The organism is Streptomyces sp. NPDC048338 (assembly GCF_043201055.1).
Lineage (GTDB): Bacteria > Actinomycetota > Actinomycetes > Streptomycetales > Streptomycetaceae > Streptomyces.
Genome location: NZ_JBICYQ010000006.1, coordinates 269,100 through 289,214 on the forward strand (window position 1 = coordinate 269,100; position 20,115 = coordinate 289,214).

The following is a 20,115-nucleotide window of genomic DNA, read 5'->3' on the forward strand; positions in this document are numbered from 1 at the left end:
GCCCGCCATGACCACCACGACCCCCTCCGCGCGGGACACCGCCCCGGCCCGGCCCGAACGCCCGTCCTCCGGTGCGCTGCTCCTCCGGGGCGTGCGGGCGAACATGCGTCAGTACGGCATGCTCGTCGCGCTCGTCTTCCTCGTCGTCCTGTTCCAGATATGGACCGACGGCACCCTGCTGCTGCCCAACAACGTCTCCAACCTGATCCAGCAGAACAGCTACATCCTCATCCTGGCCATGGGGATGATGATCGTCATCATCGCGGGCCACATCGACCTCTCCGTGGGTTCCCTGGCCGCGTTCGTCGGGGCGCTGTCCGCCGTGATGATGGTCAGGCACGACATGCCGTGGGTGCTCGCCCTGGTGCTGTCGCTGCTGGTCGGCGCCGTCGCGGGGGCCTGGCAGGGCTTCTTCATCGCCTACCTCGGCATCCCGTCGTTCATCGTCACGCTCGCCGGGATGCTGCTGTTCCGGGGACTGACCCAGATCTTCCTGGAGGGCCGTTCGCTGGCGCCGTTCCCCGACGGCTTCCAGAACATCGCCAAGGGCTTCATCCCCGAGACGGGCCCGTACACGCAGTACCACAACCCGACCCTGCTCCTGGGGCTCGTCACCGTCGTCTTCCTGCTGCTGCGCGAATGGCGTGACCGCAGGCGGCAGGAGGCGTACGAGCTGGAGCCGCTGCCCGCCGGGCTGTGGGCGCTGAAGTGCGTGGCGATGACGGCGGCGATCGTCGCCTTCACCCTCACCCTGGCCAGCTTCCACGGGGTGCCGGTGGTGATGCTGATCATGTGCGTGCTGCTGATCGGGCTCGGGTACGTGATGCGCAACGCGGTGGTGGGCCGGCATGTGTACGCGCTCGGCGGGAACAAGGCGGCGGCGAAGCTCTCGGGCGTCAAGGACCGCCGGGTCACCTTCCTGGTCTTCGTGAACATGGGGGTCCTGGCGGCGCTGGCGGGCTGCGTCTACGCGGCGCGGCTCAACGCGGGGACGCCGCAGGCGGGGCTCAACTTCGAACTGGAGGCGATCGCCGCTGCGTTCATCGGCGGCGCGTCCATGAGCGGCGGCGTCGGCACGGTGCAGGGCGCCGTCATCGGCGGTCTGGTGCTGGGCGTGCTGAACAACGGCATGTCGCTGGTCGGCATCGGCACCGACTACCAGCAGGTGATCAAGGGCCTGGTGCTGCTCGCCGCGGTCGGCTTCGACGTCTGGAACAAGCGGCGCGCGGGGCGGTAGGGAGCGGGTCGTACGTCGTGTGCCGCACCGTGGGGCGGGTGCGGCACACGGCCCGGTTCGCATCCGCCGGTACGGTCCTCAGGCCGCGCCGCGCTCGGCGACCGCCGCCGGAAGCCGCTCCACGACCTCGTCCGCGAGCCGCTCGAACTCCGCCCGCAGGAACGGCGCGGCGAGCCGGGCGAGTCCCTTGAACCGCAGCGACGCCCGGTAGGTCAGCCGGGTCACGGCCGGGGACCGGGCCTCGAAGAGGAGCTCGTCGTGCGCGGTCACGGTCTTGTTCTCGCCGACGAACTCGAGCCGGTCGGTCTCGCTGCCGACCAGCCGGTACTCCAGCTCGGTCGTCCGTCCGCGGAAGCGCGAGGTGTTGTGCCAGGTCGCGCCCGGCCGGAGCGGTCCGTCGTCGGTCCGGACACAGCGCACCGTCCCGGGGTCCCAGCTCTCGGTGTGCCCGAAGTCCTCCAGATAGGCGACCAGCTCGTCCCGGGGAAGGGCGACGAGGAAACTCCGCTCCACCTTGATCACTGCCTCTGCCTCCCGCCCGCGGGACATGGGCCCCGTCCGCTCGCTGTCACACAGCCTGATGAACGTCCTTCCGCTCGTACCGTGCCCGCGGATGCGATCCGCGGGCACGAGGTGCATCCCCCGCGGCGCGCTTCGCCGAAGAGCTGGTGAGGGTGCGGCAGGACAGGGAGGCCGGGACATGACGGCGATCGGCGGGGACGGCCCGGTGACGGCGCGCGGCGCACGGCCGCGGGAGTCGGTGTGGGACTATCCGCGTCCCCCGAGGGTGGAACGCGACGCCCGCCGGGTGACCGTCCGGCACGGGGACGTGACCCTCGCGGACACCTGTCACTCCCTGCGCGTCCTGGAGACGAGTCATCCGCCGGTGTTCTACGTCCCGCGCGCCGACGTCCGCGTCGACCGGCTGGCCCGGTCGGCGCGCTCGACCTTCTGCGAGTGGAAGGGGCCGGCGGTGTACTGGAGTCTGAGGGCCGACGGGCTCGTGGTGCCGGACGTGGCGTGGAGCTACGAGGACCCACGGCCCGGCTACACGGCCCTGACGGGGCACCTCGCGTTCTACCCGGGCCGCGTCGACCTGTGCACCGTCGGCGGGGAGACGGTGCGGGCGCAGCCGGGCGACTTCTACGGCGGCTGGATCACCGAGGAGATCACCGGTCCCTTCAAGGGGGTCCCCGGCAGTGCGGGGTGGTGAACCGCGCACCCTGAACGTTCCGTCCCTGGCAGAGCACACACCGTGGAGGACATCATGGCGACGATCCATCCCCTGGTGAAGCCCGAGGAGACCCCGCCCGTCGAGGGCAGCATCGCCGAGGCGCATCCGGAGCGGCCGGACGGGGGCCCGTGGGAGCACCCCCGGGTCTTCCTCGCCCTCATCGTGATCGGCGCGCTCGCGATGGCGGCCCTGTTCGCCGCCCGGGCCTCCGTCCTGTGAGCCGGGCGGCGGCTCGTCCGGACCGGCTCGTCCGGACCGGTGAGGTGCCGCCGGGCGCTCAGGGGGTGCGGTGCTCCGCCGCCAGCCGGAGCACCTCGGGCAGGTCGTCGAGGCGGTCCAGACCGCGTACGGCCTGGGCGGTGCGGCCGTTGGCGGCCAGCCGCTCCCGGTGACGGTGGAGGAAGGACCAGTACCCGACCGTGAACGGGCAGGCGTCGTCCCCCGTGCGGGCCGTGGGCCGGTACCGGCAGGGCCCGCAGAGGTCGCTCATCCGGTTCAGGTACGCGCCGCCGGTGGTGTACGGCTTGGTCGTCATCCGGCCGCCGTCGGCGTACTGGGACATGCCCACCACGTTGGGCAGCATCACCCAGTCGTAGCCGTCGACGAAGCTGCGGTGGAACCAGTCGGTGACCGCCGCGGGATCCCAGCCGTACTGCAGGGCGTGGCTGCCGAGCACCATCAGCCGGGGGATGTGGTGCGTCCAGCCGGTGTCCCGTACCTGGGCGAGCACCGTGGACAGGCAGCGGGCCTCGACGGCGTCGGCGTCGAGTTCGAGGAACCAGCGCGGGAGCGGCTCCGTGTGGCCGAGCGCGTTGGCGTGCCGGTAGTCCTCGCCGAAGTGCCAGTACAGCTGCCAGACGTACTCGCGCCAGCCGCAGATCTGGCGGATGAAGCCCTCGGCGCTGTTGAGCGGCACCTCGCCGTCGCGCCACGCCTCCTCGGCGCGGGCCGCGCACTCCCGGGGCGACAGCAGGCCCAGGTTCAGCGACGAGGAGAGCAGGCTGTGGCTCATGACGGGGTCCTCGGCCAGCACGGCGTCCTCGTGGGCGCCGAACGAGGCCAGGCGGTCCCGTACGAAGTGGTCGAGCGCGGCCAGGGCCTCGCGCCGGGTGGCGGGGAAGGTCCGGGGGCCGTCGCGCCCGACGAAGGAGATGCCGTCCTCGCGCTCCCAGCGGTCCAGATCGGCGCGGACCTCCTCGTCGATCGCGTCCTCCCGCGGCCGGTACGGCGGCCTCACGTCGAGGCGGCGGGCTCCCCTGGGCGGCGGCTGCCGGTTGTCGTGGTCGTGGTTCCATCGCCCGCCGGCGGGGTCCGGCCCGTCCATCAGGATGCGGTGGTCGGCCCGCACCCAGCGGTAGAAGTCCTCCTGCCGCAGCCGCCGCGGGGCGTGGTCGGCCGCCCACCGGGCGAACTCCCGCCGGTCGACGAGGAATCCGCGCGCCGGGTGGACCGTCACCTGCGGCAGCGCGTCGAGCAGCCGGAGCGCGGCGCGCGAGGTCGGGTGGTGGACGCTGACGGGCGCGTCCCCGACGGCCTCGGCGAGGCCGGCCCGGTACGTGTCGGCCCGCACGTACCGGGCGTGGGCGCCGAGTTCCGCGGCGCGGTGCCGCATCGCGCTCAGCAGCAGATGGGCCTTGGCACGGTGGAAGCGCCGTCGGCGGAAGACGGAACGCGCCTCGATGATCAGCCAGTCGGTGTCGCGAGGGGTGCCACCGGCCGCCGTGGCCGTGAAGTGCGGGCCCAGCTGGTCGCCGAACAGCCAGTGCGTCGCCGTCATGCCGGGTTCGGCTGCGCGGGGGCGGAGGCGAGCGCCGCGGGCCCGGCCGCGGGGGGACGCCGCCGCAGGTCGGCCAGGACCTCGCGTGCCGCACGGGCCCCGGAGGCCAGGGCGCCCTGGAGCGAGCCCGTGGCCCGGTGGTCGCCGCACACGTACCGGCCGGGCGCGAAGCGGGTGGTGCGCGACAGCGGGAGCGGCGGTGGCATGGCCGGCAGCGCGTCGTGGACCACGACGCGGTGGACCGGTTCCCAGGATCGGGTGTCCGTGTCGTAGACCTCGGCGAGAGCGGCCACGACGGCCGCCTCCCGCTCCGGGCCCGGGTCCCCGAGGACGGAGGTCGACACCAGTGCCCGCCCGTCCGTCGCGAAGCCGCGGTGCACCTCGGTGAGGACGCAGGAGTTGAGGAAGCGGCGCCGCGCGTCGACGACCAGGGTCGGCTCGGGCAGCGGGGAGCGTTCCGCCGCGTGGTAGAGCGTGGTGACGACCCGCCCGCTCGGCACGTCCAGGCCGGGGAGCAGCCGGGCGGCGGCGCGCTGACCGGTGGCGACCACGACCGCGCGGGCGGCCAGTTCGCTGCCGTCGGCCAGCGTCCCGCCCCGGTCGGTGAGCGAGGCGACCGGCAGCCCGGTGCGCAGGACTCCGGGGGGCAGTCCGGACGCGAGCTGCGCGGGGACGGCGCCGATGCCCTCGGCGGGCAGGCACAGGGTGCCGCGCAGCATGGTCCGCCAGACGAGGTGGAAGAAGCGGGCGGAGGTCTCCAGTTCGTCCTCCAGGAACACCCCGGACAGGAAGGGGCGGAAGAAGGTCTCCACGAGGTCGGGCGAGACGCCGGCGTCGGCGAGCGCGGTGAGCGTGGTGGCGTCGGGCCGGGTCCGCAGGTACCGGGCCGGCGCCAGCAGGTCGCGGGCGGACAGCGCGCCCAGGGCGAGCAGGTCGCGGGTCGAGGCGAGCCTGCCGGGCAGCAGGTCGCGGCTCTCGCGGAGGCGCCGGGTGGGGTCGGTGAAGCGGCGCGGCCCGTCGTCGGTGTGCACGAGCACGCCGGGTGTGAACGGCCTGAGCCGCAGGGCCCGTAGGTCCAGGCGCCGCTTCACCTGCGGGTACGCGGTGTTGAACACCTGGAATCCGCGGTCGACGGTGAAGCCCGCGACGCGGTCGGTGCGCATCCGGCCGCCCACGGTCCCGGCGGTCTCCAGCAGGCTCACGCGGAGCCCGCCGGCGACCAGGTCGGCCGCGCAGGCCAGTCCGGCGGCTCCCGCTCCGACGACCAGTACGTCGTCGCCGCCATCCCTCTGCCCCATGAACGTCGTCACTCCTCGCCGGGTCGGCCGTACTCCGGGCCGTCACGTTACGCGGGGCGCTCGGCCCGCCGGGGCAGGGCGCGCCGCCCGTCTCTGGCCCGGGCCGAGGTGCACTCGTCCGTGCGGCGCGGCCCTCCGAGGTGCCGCACCGGTGTCCGGCGGCTCAGCGGCTCAGGGTGGTCTCCCGGTCCATGTGCGACAGCTTGTCGGGGTTGCGGACGGCGTAGAGCCCGGTGATGAGGCCGTCCTCGATGCGCAGGGCCACGACGGTGTCGAGCGCGCCGTCGAGCCGGAGGATCAGCGCCGGGTACCCGTTCACCTCGGCCGGGCGCAGCAGCATCTCCTGCCCCGCGATTCTGCCGAGCCCGCCGATCATCAGGCGGGCCACCTTGTCGGCCCCCACGACGGGTCGCAGGACGGCCCTCCGGACGCCGCCGCCGTCGCCCATGAGGACGACGTCCGGTGCGAGGAGGTCGAGCAGGCCCTGGAGGTCGCCGGTCTCGGTGGCGCGCCGGAAGGCGTCGAGCGCGTGGCGGGTGTCGGCGGCGGAGACCGTCTCGCGGGGGCGGCGCGCGGCGACGTGGGCCCGTGCCCGGTGCGCGATCTGGCGCACGGCGGCCGGGCTCTTGTCGACGGCCTCGGCGATCTCGTCGTATCCGAGGTCGAACACCTCGCGCAGGACGAAGACCGCCCGCTCGGTCGGCCCGAGCGTCTCCAGCACGAGCAGCATGGCCATCGAGACGCTGTCGGCGAGTTCGACGTCGTCGGCCACGTCCGGGGTGGTCAGCAGCGGCTCGGGCAGCCAGGTCCCGACGTAGGACTCCTTGCGGCGGCCGAGCGTCCGCAGCCGGGTGAGTGCCTGGCGCGTGGTGATCCGGACCAGGTAGGCGCGCTGGTCGAGCACCTCGTCGAGGTCGACGCCCACCCACCGCAGCCAGGTCTCCTGGAGGACGTCCTCCGCGTCGGCGGCCGAGCCGAGCATCTCGTAGGCGACGGTGAACAGCAGGTTGCGATGGGCGACGAAGGCCTCGGTGGCCCGGTCCGTGTGCGTGTCGCCGTCGAGGTGTGCGCCGGCGTCCCGCGGCTCCCGGGGGCCGCTCCCGACCTGGTCCTCGCGGTCCCGCGTGTCCTGCGTGTCCTGCGTGTCCTGCGTGTGCTCGCTGCGCTCGGCGGTCACCGGACTCTCCTCACTGTGCGCTGTCGCCCCTGCCACGCCCACAAGACGCCGCCCGACCGGTTTCCGTGACATCCGAGCAGGGTGGCACGGGTCACATCGGCGCGGGCGGTTCGCACGAGCCCGTCGTGTTCGCCGCCGTGACGGGCCGATGCGGCGGGGCGCACCGGAACCGCCCCGGGGGCTCTGTCCCCGAACACCCGTCTCCTTCCCGTCGCCTCCGCTCACCTCATCGGGTGAAGAACGGCGCCGGGACCAACCCGCGGGCCACCTCGCGGCGAACCAGCGGGCGGAGGGTCGGTCACCGGACCTCCCCCGCTCGGGACCGAGCGGGTCGGAATCAAAGGAAAGGTGCGTCTCGTATGCAGCACGTACGGAAGACCGCGGGCATGGCCCTGGCCGTCGGAGCGGTCGTCGTCGGCGGTTCGTCGGCGGCGATGGCCGACTCCGGGGCGGGGGCCGTCGCGGCCCACTCCCCCGGTGTGGCGTCGGGCAACGTCGTCCAGGCGCCGGTCCACGTGCCGGTGAACCTGTGCGGCAACACCGTCACCGTGATCGGCCTGCTGAACCCCGCGTTCGGCAACGCCTGCGTCAACCACTGACGCACCGCTCCGGCCGCCGACTCCAGGACGGCACGCCGGGCTGAGCGGACGCCGCGTGGGGCGGCGGGGACGACCAGCACCGTTCCCCCGCCCCACGGGGTACACCGGCACGTCACGCACGGGTGTGGACTCCGTTCCGCCCGCGCGGGGGCCGTTCGGGGCCGCGGACGTTCCGCCGTCGCGCACGGCGAGCCGTCCCCGGCGCCGCGGCCGGCACGCGGGTCGCTCGACGCGAAGTGACCCCGCGCGGGCCCGCCTTATCCCTCACGCGACCGCCGGGCCGCGGCACCCCGGCGTGACGGGTGATACCCGCCGCCCGGGTCCCGCGGGGAGCGATGTCCAGGCATACTCACTCCCCGGTAACCGATCTCGTCTGTTCCGTCCGACCCGGAGGAGCTCCATGCCTCGGCCCGCCCGCCCCGCCCTTCTGCTCGCCGGTCTGCTGGCCGCCGCGGGCTCCGCCCACTTCGTCGCGCCCCGCCGGTTCGACGCGACCATCCCGCGCGCGCTGCCCGGCAGCCCCAGGGCGTGGACGCAGGCGAGCGGGGTCGCCGAGCTCGCCCTGGCCGCGGGGCTCGCGTTCCCGGGGACGCGCCGGGCGAGCGCCCGCGCGACGGCCCTGTTCTTCGCGGCCGTGTTCCCGGCCAACGTGAAGATGGCCTACGACTGGCGCGACCGCTCCACCGCCGCCCGGACCGTCGCCTACGCCCGGCTCCCGCTCCAGATCCCGCTGATCCTGTGGGCCAGGAACGCCGCCCGCCACGAGGACTGAGCGCTGCCGCGTCCGAGCCGGAACGGCCGGGCGCGGAACGGCACGGAGAGGCCCCGGGGGCCACACCTGGCAGGTGTGGCCCCCGGGGCCTCTGTCGTACGCGACGGAACGGACCGGAGCGTTCAGGGGAACGCCCGCCTGCGGATCACCTCCGATCGCGTCACCGCGGCCCGCCGTCCGGAGCGGCGTCGCCGCCGACGCGGGGGCCGCCGCTCCGCGGACCCTCCTCGCAGCAGGAGGACCGCCGAAAGGCAGGGGACGAGGACGAGCAGGGAGAAGGTCATGCCCCCTCCCCGATGAGCCCCTTCCCGATCGGGGCGCGTCCGGCGCGCCGGGCAGGCGGTGCGCCCCAGGCGGCTGCCCGGAGGCGTTCCATCGCCGGTGTGACGCCGGTCAGGCGCAGCCGCCGGCCCTCCGCCGTCCAGCCTCGCAGGATCCGCAGCAGGGCGGAGTCCGCGAAGGTGACGAGCGAGGTGTCGAGGACGAGGCGGCGGTAGCCGTAGGCCGAGGCCACGGACAGCAGCACCCGGAGCGGCCCCGCGCTGAGGTGGTCGACCTCACCGTGGAGTGCGACCCGCAGGGTGTCCCCGTCGTACGTGCTGCAGGACCGGACACTCATGCCGCACGGCGCGGCGTCGGCGCCCTGCTCACGTGGTCCCTGACCGGTGGGGGCGGCGGGGGTGGTCAGTATCGGAGGGTTGTTTGCGGTACTCACGCCCCTCCAACCGGCGTCCGCGGGTGACCGGCACGGTGCTTCACCCCTGCGGAACGGCATTGCGCACGTGCGGGGGTAATCCGTCACCCGTCCGAGCCGACTCCGCATCCGGCGCACGGAGCTACCGGGCCAGCATTCCCTCCCGCAGGCGGGCCAGGTTGCCGGCGAGCAGACGGGAGACCTGCATCTGGGAGACGCCGAGGCGCTTCCCTATCTCCGACTGCGTCAGCTCCTCCACGAACCGCAGGTGGAGCAGGCGCCGGTCCCGGTCGCCGAGTCGCTCCAGCAGGGGCGCGAGGGTGTGGAAGTCCTCGAAGAGCTCGACCGCGTGGTCCTGCTCGCCGATGAAGTGGGCCAGCGAGACGTCGTCGTTCTCGTCGTCGCCGATCGCGGCGTCCAGCGACATCGAGGTGTAGCCGTTGGACGCGAGACGCGCCTCGACGACCTCCTCCTCGGAGAGGTCCATGTGCTCCGCCAGTTCGGCCACCCGCGGCGACCGGCCGAGGCGCCCGCCGAGCTCCTCCGCGGCCCTGGCCAGCTCGACGCGCGCCTCCTGGAGCCGGCGGGGCACGTGCACGGCCCAGGAGGTGTCCCGGTAGTGGCGCTTGATCTCGCCGACGATGTAGGGGACGGCGAACGAGGCGAACTGCACCTCGCGTGTCAGGTCGAAGCGGTCGATCGCCTTGATCAGGCCGATCGCGCCGACCTGGACGATGTCCTCGCGCTCGTCGCCGCGCGAGCGGAACCTGCCCGCCGCGTAGGACACCAGGGACATGTTCATGTCGATCAGCGTGGTGCGGACGTACTGGTGGTCGGGGGTCCCCTCCTCCAGTTCCGCGAGCCGCGCGAAGAACACCTTGGACAGCTCGCGCGCGTCCTTCGGGACGAGCTTGTCCGGGGCTTCGACGACGGGCAGCCCTCCCGCCCCGGTCTCGGCAGCCGTCCTCGTCTCCGTCGGCACCGCGGTCGGCACGTCGATGACTCCTTCTGTCCGTGGCGTGGCTCGTCTTCCCGGCAGGACGGGGCGCCTACCCCGCCTTCCCGGGCGCATGCCCGCCCATTCCGGGTGGCCGTCGCAGGCGCCGCGCGCGGCCTTCCCGCCCGGAGCACGCCCCACCGGCGCTCGCGGGAGCCGCAGTCGATCCGCGACGGGGCGGGCCCCACGGAGCCCGCCCACCGTCACGGCGGCCGTGCGCCGGGCGGCCGCGACCCCGCGCGGGAGCCGCCCGGCGACGCCGGATCAGCCGCCCCACCCGCGGAGTTCGCCGCCGCCGGACAGCGTGCCGGTGAGCCGCACCGGACCGCGCGCGGGCGTGCGCACGGCCAGCACGGAGCCGCGTACGACCGCGGAGACGGCGCCCTCGGCGGCGACCCCGGTCAGCTGCCGGCTGCCCGCGGCGAGGTAGTAGCCCGCACCGGACGGCGCGGTCCAGTACGTGCCGGCGAGCAGGTGGCGGCCGAACCGACCGCAGGCCGCCGTGTCCGCTCCCCGAGGTGTCGTGCCGGCCACCGGCCGGGCGCGTCCCGCCGGATCCTCGAAGGCCACGTCCACCCGGCCGTGCCCCGTCCAGGTGTCCGCGCGCGTACAGGTCCAGGTGGCCGCGCCGGCGCGTTCGGGCAGCTGCTGCCGGGCGAACTCCCACCGGTTCACGGCGCGGACCCCGCTGCCGCGCAACGCGGGCAGCGCACAGGCCGAGCGGGCCCACGCACCGAGTCCGGCGGCGGAGGTCGCCTCCCGGGGCTGCCGGGCGGGGGCTCCGGTCCCGGGCGCCGGCGTCCAGGTCAGATGGACGGGCGCGAGCTCGCCGAGGTCCGCCAGCAGGAAGGCGTGGTCCTCCACGATCCGGGTCGACGACCGAAGTTGCAGCACGGGCGGCGGGCCGCAGCCGGCGGAAGCACGTGGGACGGGATCCGTGACGCCGTCCCGGGAGGCGCCGAGCCGGGCGGCCGGGGCGTCCGGCCGCAGGAGGTCGCGTACGGCGCCCTCGGCGATCCAGGGCGCGAGCAGGAAGCGGGCTCCGGCGGACGACCTGGCCAGCACCACGGCCGCGCCGGTGGTGACGTCGGCGTCGTCCGCCCGCGCGAGGTCGAGTCTCGCCGGGCCTCGGCCGGCCGGCGGCTCGGTGTAGCGGGCCAGCCGGACGCCGTCGTGGAACAGCACCACGGCGGCGCCGTCGACGACTCCGGCGTACAGCAGCCGCGCCGGGCTCGCGGGCGGTGTCGTCGGGGTGTCGGGTGTCGCGGTGAGCCGGGGCCCCGGCTCACCGGGCCGGGCGGAGCCGCGTACCCATGCGTCGAGCGCGCGGGCGAGCAGGGCCCGGTCGCCGGTCCTCGGGCCGCGGGCGGGCCAGACGGTCAGGTCGACCCGCCCGGTGTCGGCCCACCGCTCTTCGGGGACGCGCACCAGCCGGTCGGGGTCGGCGGCACGGGCGAGGGCGCCGGTGAGGACGGGCGCTGATGGCGGACCGGCCTCGGGGGCCGGCCGGAGGGCGACCGCGGCGGTCGCGGCCGCGGTGAGCAGGACGGCCGCGGCGAGCGCGGCGAGCCGGATCCGGTGCCTTCGGCCCAACAGGTCCGTGGGCCGGGTCTGCACGGTGCAGGGGTCGAACTCGGCCCCCAGGAGAAGCGATTCGGCTTCGGGACCGGCCGCGGCGCGCACCCGCTCGGCGCCGCGCAGGGCCGTGTCGGGCGCGCTGACGCCGGCCACGGCGAGCAGCTCGGCGGCGGATCGGGGGGAAAGCCCTTCGAGGACGCGCAGGGCGAACGCGGCCCGGACCTCGGGGGTCTCGCGGGCGAGCAGGCGTTCCAGGGCGAGTTCGTCGGCCTCGCCGGCCCGGGGGAAGAGCCGTAGCCCGAACACCGCGGGGAGCGGGGGGCGGAGGGGGAGGCGCGACGAGCGCCGGGCGGCGTGCAGCGCGGCGGCCACGACCTGTTCCCGCAGCCAGCCGCGGGCGTCACCCGCGGTGCTCCGCCGCTCCGGCGCCTGGTCCGCGTCGGGTGCCGGGCGCCCCGCACCGCGCTGGGCGGGCACCCGATCCGTTCCGCCGCGCCGGCCGGTCGGCAGCCGTCGGGGACCCGAACGGCGCGCGCCCGAGAAGGACTTCTGCACCAGGGAGTGCGCGGCGAGGACGCGGCGGTGGCGGCCGAGGGACGACGGCAGGATGACGTGGGCCAGCCGTACGAGCCGGGGGTAGTGCTCGACGAGCGCGGCCTCGGCCGCGACCCGGGTGGGCCGGTGGGGGGATATGCCGGTGTCGGCGAAGGCGGAGTGCGACTGCATGACCGTCCAACGAACCGGGTGGCGACCCGGTCACGTCGGACGGGTGACCGGAGGCCCCTCACACGGGGTGCCGGCAGCCGCGGCGGCCCGCCGGAATGCGCGGACCGGCGTCCGCGGCCACCCGCCGGCCCGCCCGCGGCGCCGAGCGGGCCGGGAACCCGGATCGGCCGGGACGAGCGGGTCGGCACCCGGGTGGACCGGGTCCGGGTGAGCGAGCCGCCGCCCGGATCGCCCCGTGCGGGGACGGCGGGCCGGCGGGCTCCCCGGCCGCCTCGGCCGGGTGACCGGTCATTCTGCCGATGCCTTCGCCCGCCGGCGCCTCGACAGTGGCCGGGCCGGTAGATACCGGGGCGCCGACCGATCCCCCGGCCGCCGCCGCGCACCCCACGCCACGACGCAACACGACACGAGAGGACGACTCCGTCGTGAAACGACACCTCGCAGCCGCCGCAGCACTGTCTTCCCTGGCCTTCCTCGCCACCGCCCCCGGGGCCCAGGCCGCGGACAACCCGTACCAGCGCGGGCCCGCACCGACCGTGAGCTCGATCGAGGCGGCCCGCGGTTCCTACGCGGTCTCCCAGACCAGCGTCTCCTCCCTCGCCGTCACCGGCTTCGGCGGCGGCACCATCTACTACCCGACGTCGACGAGCGACGGCACGTTCGGCGCGGTGGTGATCTCCCCCGGCTTCACCGCGTACGAGTCCTCGATCGCCTGGCTGGGTCCGCGGCTGGCCTCGCAGGGCTTCGTCGTGTTCACCATCGACACCCTCACCACGCTCGACCAGCCCGACAGCCGGGGCCGGCAACTCCTGGCGGCCCTCGACTACCTGACCCAGCGCAGCTCGGTCCGGGGACGCGTCGACGCCGCGCGCCTGGGCGTGATGGGTCACTCGATGGGTGGCGGCGGCACCCTGGAGGCGGCCAAGAGCCGGCCCTCGCTGAAGGCGGCCATCCCGCTGACCGGCTGGAACACGGACAAGACCTGGCCCGAGGTCAGCACGCCGACGCTGGTCGTGGGGGCGGACGGCGACACGGTCGCGCCCGTCGCGACCCACTCGGAGCCGTTCTACGAGAGTCTGCCCGCCTCGCTGGACAAGGCGTACCTGGAGCTCAACGGCGCCACGCACTTCACGCCGAACAGCTCCAACACGACGATCGCGAAGTACAGCATCTCGTGGCTCAAGCGGTTCATCGACGACGACACCCGCTTCGACCAGTTCCTGTGCCCGCTGCCGCGCCCGAGCCTGACGATCGCGGAGTACCGGGGCACCTGCCCGCTGGGTTCCTGACGGGGGGACCGTCGTCCCCGCCGGCCGCGCGAGCCGGCGGGGACGACGGTTGTCCGTGTGCACAACGCACGGCCGTCAGGTGTGGGCCCTGGCCCAGTCCGCGGCCCTACCGCCGGTCCCTACCGGCCAGTACCGTGACGGCGTGAGTGGAGCGACGAGGGCCGCCGCTGCTCCGCGGCTGTACGACCGCACGACCGAACTCGCCGCCGTGGCCGAGCTGTCGGCCCGGGCCGCGGCCGGTGCGGGCGGTGTGCTGCTCGTCGCCGGCGGCCCGGGCCTGGGCCGGACGGCCCTGCTCGACCGTGCGGTGCGCGACGCCCCGGTCCGGGCGCACCGGGTGGCCGCGCCGAGCGGCAACAGGGTTCCCTGGAGCGGTGTCCGGGCCCTGCTCGCGGCGCTCGCCCCGACGCCGGCCGCGGCGCGCGCGGCCCTGCGGGTGGCGCGGGGGCCGGACGGTGTGGCCGGGGCGTTGACCGCGTTGCGGGCCGGGGAACCGCTGTTGCTGGGCGTCGACGACCACCACCTCTGGGACGCGCACTCGCGCGCCGCGCTCGCGACCGTGTGGCGTGCCGGCTCCGGCCCGTGGGCATGGATCGTCTCGCTGGCGGGGCACCACGGGCCCCCCGAGGTGCCGGGCGCCCGGCTGCTGAGGCTGGCACCGCTCGGCCGGGAGGGCGCCGCCGCGCTGCTGGACGAGGTGTGCCGGTCCCCGCTGAAGCCGGCCGTCCGGGCACGGCTGGTGGACGAGGCGGCGGGGCATCCGGGGCTGCTGACCGCCATGGCGGCACGGCTCTCCGCCGCCCAGCTCGCCGGCGAGACCGACCTGCCGGTCACGGTCGCGGACGACGGGGTGCTGCGGGAGGTGTACCAGGGGATCCTGGACTCCCTGCCCGCCGAGTGCGGGCGGGTGCTGGCACTGGTGGCGATCGCGGGCGAGGCAGGACCGGGGGCCGGGGACGACGCAGGCGCGGCCCACCCGGCCGGCGGGCCCGTACGGCTTCCGTCCTCGCGCTCCGGCGCCCGGCCCGTCGACGCCGACGCCGTGCTGGCGGTCGCGCGCACCGCGAGGACGTCCCCCGAGGCCCTCGACCGGCTGGTCGCGGACGGGCTGCTGCGGGGGCCTCGGGAGGCGTTGCGGTTCGAGGACCCCTTCCTGCGGCGCGCCGTCCTGGGCGCCGTGCCGTCGGCACGGCGCCGGGACCTGCGTGCCCTGTTCACCCCGCCCCGGGACACGGGCGTCCCGCTCGGGCCGGCCCGCACGAACGCGCCGCGGCCCCCCGGGCCGCACGGCTCGGCGCTGGTCCGGGGGGCCGGGCACCGGGCGGACCGGCTCCGTCCGGCCGACGAGGTGCGGGCGCTGCCCGGTGTGGTGCGCGGCCGGGCCGAACTCGCGCGCGGACTGGCCGGGTTGGCGGACGGACCGGTCGCGGACGCCCACCAGGTGCTGCTCCTCGCCGCCTCGCTGCTGCGCGAGGACGCACCGGAGGAGGCCGCCGACGCCCGCTTCCTCGCCATGGAGGCGGCCTGGTCCGCTGGCGACGCCGACGCCTGCGCGACCGCCCTCGCCGCGGGGGACGGTCCCGGCGGGGCGGCCGGCCCGGGGGCCGCGGGGGGCGACGGCGCCGAGCGGGACTTCCGGGACGGCATGCGCGCGGCGCTGGCCGTCCGGCTGCGCGAGGCACGGGAGCCGTTGGCCCGGGTGGTCGCCCGGGACGGCGTGTCCGACGAGCCGCGCCTTCTGCTGCGCGCCGGAGCGGCCGCGCTGGTGCTCGGGGACGCGGCCTCGGCCGTACGGGTCCACTCGCGCGCGCTGGCGACCGTGCGGGCGGAGGGCCGCACGGCGCTGCTGCCGCGCGTGCTGGAGCACCTCTCCTACGCCGAGTTGAGGGCCGGGCGGCACGAGCGGGCCGCCGCGCACGCCCGGGAGGGCCTGCGGGCGGCGCACCTCACCGGCCAGCGCAACTCGGCGGCCCACCAGCACGCCGTCCTGGCCCTGGCGGCCTCCGTCGCGGGCGACACGCGGACGGTGGCCGAGCACGCCGGCCGGGCGCTCGTGACCGCCCGCCCCCACGGACTCGCGCAGGCGACGACCCTCGCCGAGTGGTCGCTGGCCCGGGCCGAGCTGGGGGGCGGACTGGCGGCGCATGCCGCGGCGCGCCTCGCCCCGCTCGTGGGACCGGGGCCCCGGAGCGGTCATTTCGCCCTGCGGATGCTGGCCGTTCCCTGCTTCGTCGAGGCGGCCTGCGCGGCCGGCCGACGGGCCGACGCCCACGCCGCGGCGGAGGAGTTCGCCATCTGGTCGGACCTGGGACTCGATCCGCAGGCGCCGGCCCAGCTGGCCCGGTGCCGTGCGCTGCTGGCGGCGACGGAGGAGTCGGCCCGCTGGTACGGGGAGGCGGTCCGGCAGCACGCGGACTGCGGCAACGACTTCGAACGCGCCCGGACCCTCCTCGCGTACGGCAAGTGGCTGCGGCGGCGCCGGCGTCCGGTGGAGGCGCGCGCCCCGCTCAGCGACGCGCTCGTCACCTTCGAGCGCGCGTCGGCCGGCGTCTGGGCCGATCAGGCGCGGGCGGAGCTGCGGGCCACGGGCGGGGCGGTGGGCGGTACGGGGGCGGTGGGCGCGGCCGGGGAACTGACTCCGCAGCAGCAGCGCATCGCCGGACTGGTCGCGGACGGGGCGACGAACCGCGAGATCGCCGACCGGCTGTCGCTGAGCCCTCGGACGGTCGACCACCATCTGCGGAACGTGTTCGCCCGGCTCGGGGTCCGCTCCCGGGTCGAGCTCTCGGGGGTCCTGTCGCGCGCCGCCCGGGACGGCCGCGGAGGCCCGAGGTGACCGGTCGGCGGGGCGGCCCGCGCGGGTAGGGGGTGTGCCGGGCCGGGTCCCCGGGGCGGTACCGGCACCGTGCGGACCGCGCATCCGCGGGAGGTGCCCGCGGCGAAGTGGGGGCGTGGGCCCACAGTCACGTCGGCGAAGGAGCGCAGTCATGACCGGGACGGGCGTGCGGGTCCTCGTGGTCGGGGCCACCGGGGAGATCGGCGGCATCGCCGCCCGGCAGCTGGCCGGGCACGGCGCCGCGACGGCGCTCGCGGGACGGAACCGCCGGCGGCTGGAGGAGACGGCGGGGGAACTCGGCGGTCGGCCGTGGCAGACGTTCGACGCCTACGACCTCGACGGCTGTGCGCGGCTGGCCGGCTGGGCGGGGACCGCGCTCGGCGGGCTCGACGCGCTGGTCGTGGCGGTCGGCGTGGCCGGCTTCGGGCCGGCGGCGGACGTGTCGGACGCCTCGTGCGAGCACCTGTTCACCGTCAACGCCCTGGCCCCGATGGCCGTCGTCCGCGGCGCGCTGCCGGTGCTGGGGGCCGGTGGAGCGGTGGTCGTGGTGACGGGTGAGATCGTGGACCGCCCCGCTCTGGGGATGGCCGACTACGCGGCCGCGAAGGGTGCGCTCGCCGTGTGGCTGGGCGTGGTGGGACGTGAGGCGCGGCGCCGTCGGATCGGCGTCACGGACGTGCGGATGCCCCATCTGGACACGGGTTTCGCCGGCCGCGCGGCGGTGGGCACGGCGCCCGCCCTGCCCCCGGGGGCGGACCCGGCGGAGGCGGTCGGCCGCCTGGTGGTGACACCGGCCCTGGGGGCGTCGGCAGGTGGAGGGGACGCCCCGGACCGGGACTCCACCGGGCCCTGAACGGGCCGGTGGGAGGCGCATCGCCGGTCCGGTCGGGTGGTACGGAGGCATGGCTTCCGGACGGTGTGGAAGGAAGCCAGGTGACCACCCACCGTCCACCCCCGCCGCCCCTCGTCCGACGACAGGAGACCCGTTTGTCCACCCCGTCCTGGTACGAAGACGTCTCCCCAGGCCGCGGCGTGCTCCCGCCCCGCGCCTGGTACGCCCGCTCCGACGCGGCCGCCCTCCCCCTGGACGGCACCTGGCGCTTCCGGCTGTCGCCCACCGCCGACCACTCCGACGAGTCCTTCGCGGCCGAGGGGTACGACGCCCGCGACTGGGGGGAGGTCACCGTGCCGGGGCACTGGGTGCTCCAGGGCGAGGACCGCGGCGCCCCCGCGTACACGAACGTCGTCTACCCCTTCCCGGTCGACCCGCCGCGCGTGCCCACGGAGAACCCGACCGGCGACCATCTGCGCCGATTCGACCTCCCGGACGGCTGGCCGGAGGCGGGCGGGGCCGTGCTGCGGTTCGACGGCGTCGACTCCTGCGCGCGGGTGTGGCTCAACGGGCGCGAGCTCGGGGAGTTCAAGGGCTCGCGGCTGCCCCACGAGTTCTCCGTCGGGGGGATCCTCAGGCCGCGCGGCAACGTGCTCGCCGTCCGCGTCCACCAGTGGTCCTCGGGTTCGTACCTGGAGGACCAGGACCAGTGGTGGCTGCCCGGCATCTTCCGCGGGGTGACCCTGCGGCACCGCCCGGAGGGGTCGCCCGGGGACTTCTTCGTGCACGCCTCCTACGACCACGCGGACGGTACCGGCACACTGCGCGTCGTGTGCGACGTGCCCGGCAGGGTCACGGTCCCGGAGCTCGGTGTCGACGTCCCGACGGGCGAGCCCGTGACGGTGCCGGTCGAGCCGTGGACCGCGGAGACGCCCCGGCTGTACGACGGCGAGCTGGCGACGGCCGGCGAGCGGATCCCCCTGCGCGTCGGGTTCCGGACGGTCCGCGTCGAGGACGGCGTCCTCACGGTGAACGGGCGCCGCGTCCTCTTCCGAGGGGTGAACCGGCACGAGTTCCACCCCGACAGCGGACGGTGTGTCGACCCGGCGACCATGCGCAGGGACGTGGAGCTGATGAAGCGTCACAACGTCAACGCCGTCCGTACGTCGCACTATCCCCCGCACCCGGCCTTCCTCGACCTGTGCGACGAGTACGGCCTGTGGGTGATCGACGAGTGCGACCTGGAGACCCACGGCTTCCAGCGCCTCGGCTGGCGGGGCAATCCCGTCGACGACGCCCGCTGGACGCCGGCGCTGCTCGACCGGGCCGCGCGCATGGTGGAGCGCGACAAGAACCATCCGTCGGTGATCCTCTGGTCGCTGGGCAACGAGTGCGGCACCGGCGCGGGGCTCGCCGCGATGGCCGACGCGATCCGTGAGCGCGACCCCTCCCGGCTGCTGCACTACGAGGGGGACCGGTCCTGCGAGCACACCGACGTCTACTCGCGGATGTACGCCACGCACGACGAGGTCGACGAGATCGGCCGCCGCGCGGACGACGGTCCCGGGGCCCGCGGCACGCTGCCCTTCGTCCTCTGCGAGTACGCGCACGCCATGGGCAACGGGCCGGGCGGACTGGCCGCCTACCAGAGGCTCTTCGAGAAGCACGAGCGCTGCCAGGGCGGCTTCGTGTGGGAGTGGATCGACCACGGGCTGACCCATGCCGTCCACGGCTACGCGTACGGCGGCGACTTCGGCGAGGAGCTCCACGACGGCAACTTCGTCTGTGACGGGCTGCTCTTCCCCGACCGGACGCCGTCCCCCGGTCTGGCCGAGTTCAAGAAGGTGGTCGAGCCGGTCCGCGTCGGGGCGGCGCGGGACGCCGGCGCCGTGCGCGTCACCAATCTGCGCGACTTCGCCGACCTCTCGGACCTCGCCTTCACCTGGGCGTACCAGGTCGACGGGGAGACCGTCGGCGGCGGGCCGCTGAAGGTCCCGCTGCTCGCCGCCGGGGAGAGCGCCGAGGTCGCCCTGCCCGAGCCGCCGGAGCACGGGCCGGCGGCACACCGGCCGGCCGGCGAACGGACCTGGACGGTACGGGCGGAGCTCGCCCGGGACACCCGCTGGGCTCCGGCGGGTCACGAGGTCGCCTGGGGGCAGCTGCGGGTGTCGGCGCGCCGGCCCCTGGCGGCGGCGCACGGCGCGCGGGCGGACGTGCGGGACGGTCGGATCGTCCTGGGGCCGGGCGTGTTCGACGCCCGGACGGGTGAGCCGCTGGCCCTCGGCGGGATGCCGCTGACGGGCCTCCGGCTCGACGTGTGGCGGGCGCCCACCGACAACGACAACGGGTCGGCGCGCCGGCCCGACGAGCGGTTCGGCCGGCTCTGGCGCGAGCTGGGCCTGCACCGGATGCGGCACCGGATCGACGCGGTGTCCGTCGACCGGACTCCGGGGGAGGTCGGCGGCGACACGCTGACGGTGCTGACCCGGGTGGCGCCGGCGGCCCGGGACGTGGCGCTGCGCACCGCGTACCGCTGGACCTCGGACGGGACGCGGCTGCGGCTCGCGCTGTCCGTCACGCCGGAGGGCGAGTGGCGGCTGCCGCTCCCGAGGCTCGGTGTCACGCTCGGCCTGCCGGCGACCCTCGACGAGGTCGTCTGGTTCGGGGGCGGGCCGGGCGAGGCCTACCCGGACACCCGGGAGGCCGCTCGGCTCGGCCGCTGGCACTGCACGGTCGACAGCCTCCAGACGCCGTACGTGCGGCCGCAGGAGAACGGCGCCCGGATCGACACCCGGTGGGTCGAACTGCGCGGCGGCACGGGCGGGTTGAGGGTGGAGGGTGATCCCGCGTTCTGGTTCGCGGCGCGCCGCTGGACCGACACGGCCCTCGACGCGGCGACCCATCGCGACGGCCTCGTCCCCGGTGGCGCGGTGTGGCTCCGGCTGGACCACGCCCAGCAGGGCATCGGTTCGGGTTCCTGCGGCCCCGGTGTCCTGCCCGAGTTCGGGCCGCTGCCCGCTCCCGCGGCGTTCGCCTTCACCTTCACGGCGCTCGCCGCCTCCTGAGCCC

16 protein-coding genes are annotated in these 20,115 nt (G+C 75.7%); 9 read left to right on the forward strand and 7 right to left on the reverse strand.

Annotated elements, in window-relative coordinates; genetic code table 11:
• Positions 1-7: 7 nt before the first annotated feature.
• Positions 8-1,237: a multiple monosaccharide ABC transporter permease gene (gene mmsB, locus ACGFZF_RS16630; RefSeq protein ID WP_393554641.1), complete on the forward strand. Its 1,230-nt coding sequence runs from the start codon at positions 8-10 to the stop codon at positions 1,235-1,237.
• Positions 1,238-1,315: 78 nt separating this feature from the next.
• On the opposite strand, the gene ACGFZF_RS16635 is transcribed toward mmsB, so the two are convergent.
• Positions 1,316-1,759: an SRPBCC family protein gene (locus tag ACGFZF_RS16635; protein WP_393554643.1), complete on the reverse strand. Its 444-nt coding sequence runs from the start codon at positions 1,757-1,759 to the stop codon at positions 1,316-1,318.
• Between the two features lie 178 nt (positions 1,760-1,937).
• Between ACGFZF_RS16635 and ACGFZF_RS16640 the strand changes: the two genes are divergently transcribed.
• A complete protein-coding gene (locus tag ACGFZF_RS16640) occupies positions 1,938-2,450 on the forward strand; it encodes a DUF427 domain-containing protein (RefSeq protein ID WP_393554645.1) in 513 nt (170 codons plus the stop codon).
• A 54-nt stretch (positions 2,451-2,504) separates the two neighbouring features.
• On the forward strand, positions 2,505-2,690 hold the full coding sequence (locus ACGFZF_RS16645; RefSeq protein ID WP_393554647.1) for a DUF6480 family protein: 186 nt from the start codon (positions 2,505-2,507) through the stop codon (positions 2,688-2,690).
• A gap of 58 nt (positions 2,691-2,748) precedes the next feature.
• On the opposite strand, the gene ACGFZF_RS16650 is transcribed toward ACGFZF_RS16645, so the two are convergent.
• From ACGFZF_RS16650 to ACGFZF_RS16660, 3 genes are all read right to left on the reverse strand, one after another.
• On the reverse strand, positions 2,749-4,248 hold the full coding sequence (locus tag ACGFZF_RS16650; protein WP_393554649.1) for a cryptochrome/photolyase family protein: 1,500 nt from the start codon (positions 4,246-4,248) through the stop codon (positions 2,749-2,751).
• A complete protein-coding gene (locus tag ACGFZF_RS16655; protein WP_393554651.1) occupies positions 4,245-5,546 on the reverse strand; it encodes an FAD-dependent oxidoreductase in 1,302 nt (433 codons plus the stop codon). Before ACGFZF_RS16655 ends, ACGFZF_RS16650 begins: the two co-directional genes overlap by 4 nt.
• A 163-nt stretch (positions 5,547-5,709) precedes the next feature.
• Positions 5,710-6,723, reverse strand: coding sequence for an RNA polymerase sigma-70 factor (locus ACGFZF_RS16660; protein WP_393554653.1), 1,014 nt, complete (start codon positions 6,721-6,723; stop codon positions 5,710-5,712).
• Positions 6,724-7,109: 386 nt separating this feature from the next.
• Between ACGFZF_RS16660 and ACGFZF_RS16665 the strand changes: the two genes are divergently transcribed.
• Together ACGFZF_RS16665 and ACGFZF_RS16670 are read left to right on the forward strand one after the other, a co-directional pair.
• A complete protein-coding gene (locus ACGFZF_RS16665; RefSeq protein WP_393554934.1) occupies positions 7,110-7,322 on the forward strand; it encodes a chaplin in 213 nt (70 codons plus the stop codon).
• A 400-nt stretch (positions 7,323-7,722) separates the two neighbouring features.
• Positions 7,723-8,094: a hypothetical protein gene (locus ACGFZF_RS16670; protein WP_393554655.1), complete on the forward strand. Its 372-nt coding sequence runs from the start codon at positions 7,723-7,725 to the stop codon at positions 8,092-8,094.
• A 280-nt stretch (positions 8,095-8,374) separates the two neighbouring features.
• On the opposite strand, the gene ACGFZF_RS16675 is transcribed toward ACGFZF_RS16670, so the two are convergent.
• From ACGFZF_RS16675 to ACGFZF_RS16685, 3 genes are all read right to left on the reverse strand, one after another.
• The gene (locus ACGFZF_RS16675) at positions 8,375-8,809 is read right to left on the reverse strand and encodes an STAS domain-containing protein (RefSeq protein WP_393554657.1); all 435 of its coding nucleotides are present in this window, start codon (positions 8,807-8,809) and stop codon (positions 8,375-8,377) included.
• 121 nt (positions 8,810-8,930) lie between these two features.
• On the reverse strand, positions 8,931-9,782 hold the full coding sequence (locus tag ACGFZF_RS16680) for an RNA polymerase sigma factor SigF (RefSeq protein ID WP_393554659.1): 852 nt from the start codon (positions 9,780-9,782) through the stop codon (positions 8,931-8,933).
• Positions 9,783-10,049: 267 nt separating this feature from the next.
• Positions 10,050-12,089 carry a hypothetical protein gene (locus ACGFZF_RS16685; RefSeq protein WP_393554661.1) on the reverse strand — a complete coding sequence of 680 codons (2,040 nt, stop codon included), beginning with the start codon at positions 12,087-12,089 and terminating at the stop codon, positions 10,050-10,052.
• Positions 12,090-12,514: 425 nt separating this feature from the next.
• On the opposite strand from ACGFZF_RS16685, the gene ACGFZF_RS16690 reads away from it, so the two are divergent.
• The 4 genes from ACGFZF_RS16690 to ACGFZF_RS16705 all read left to right on the forward strand — a co-directional run bounded on the left by ACGFZF_RS16690 (position 12,515) and on the right by ACGFZF_RS16705 (position 20,111).
• Positions 12,515-13,378, forward strand: coding sequence for an alpha/beta hydrolase family protein (locus ACGFZF_RS16690; RefSeq protein ID WP_393554663.1), 864 nt, complete (start codon positions 12,515-12,517; stop codon positions 13,376-13,378).
• Between the two features lie 142 nt (positions 13,379-13,520).
• Positions 13,521-16,214: a LuxR C-terminal-related transcriptional regulator gene (locus ACGFZF_RS16695; protein ID WP_393554665.1), complete on the forward strand. Its 2,694-nt coding sequence runs from the start codon at positions 13,521-13,523 to the stop codon at positions 16,212-16,214.
• A gap of 151 nt (positions 16,215-16,365) precedes the next feature.
• Positions 16,366-17,067: an SDR family NAD(P)-dependent oxidoreductase gene (locus ACGFZF_RS16700; protein WP_393554667.1), complete on the forward strand. Its 702-nt coding sequence runs from the start codon at positions 16,366-16,368 to the stop codon at positions 17,065-17,067.
• A gap of 134 nt (positions 17,068-17,201) precedes the next feature.
• A complete protein-coding gene (locus tag ACGFZF_RS16705; RefSeq protein WP_393554669.1) occupies positions 17,202-20,111 on the forward strand; it encodes a glycoside hydrolase family 2 TIM barrel-domain containing protein in 2,910 nt (969 codons plus the stop codon).
• The last annotated feature ends 4 nt before the right edge of the window (positions 20,112-20,115 follow it).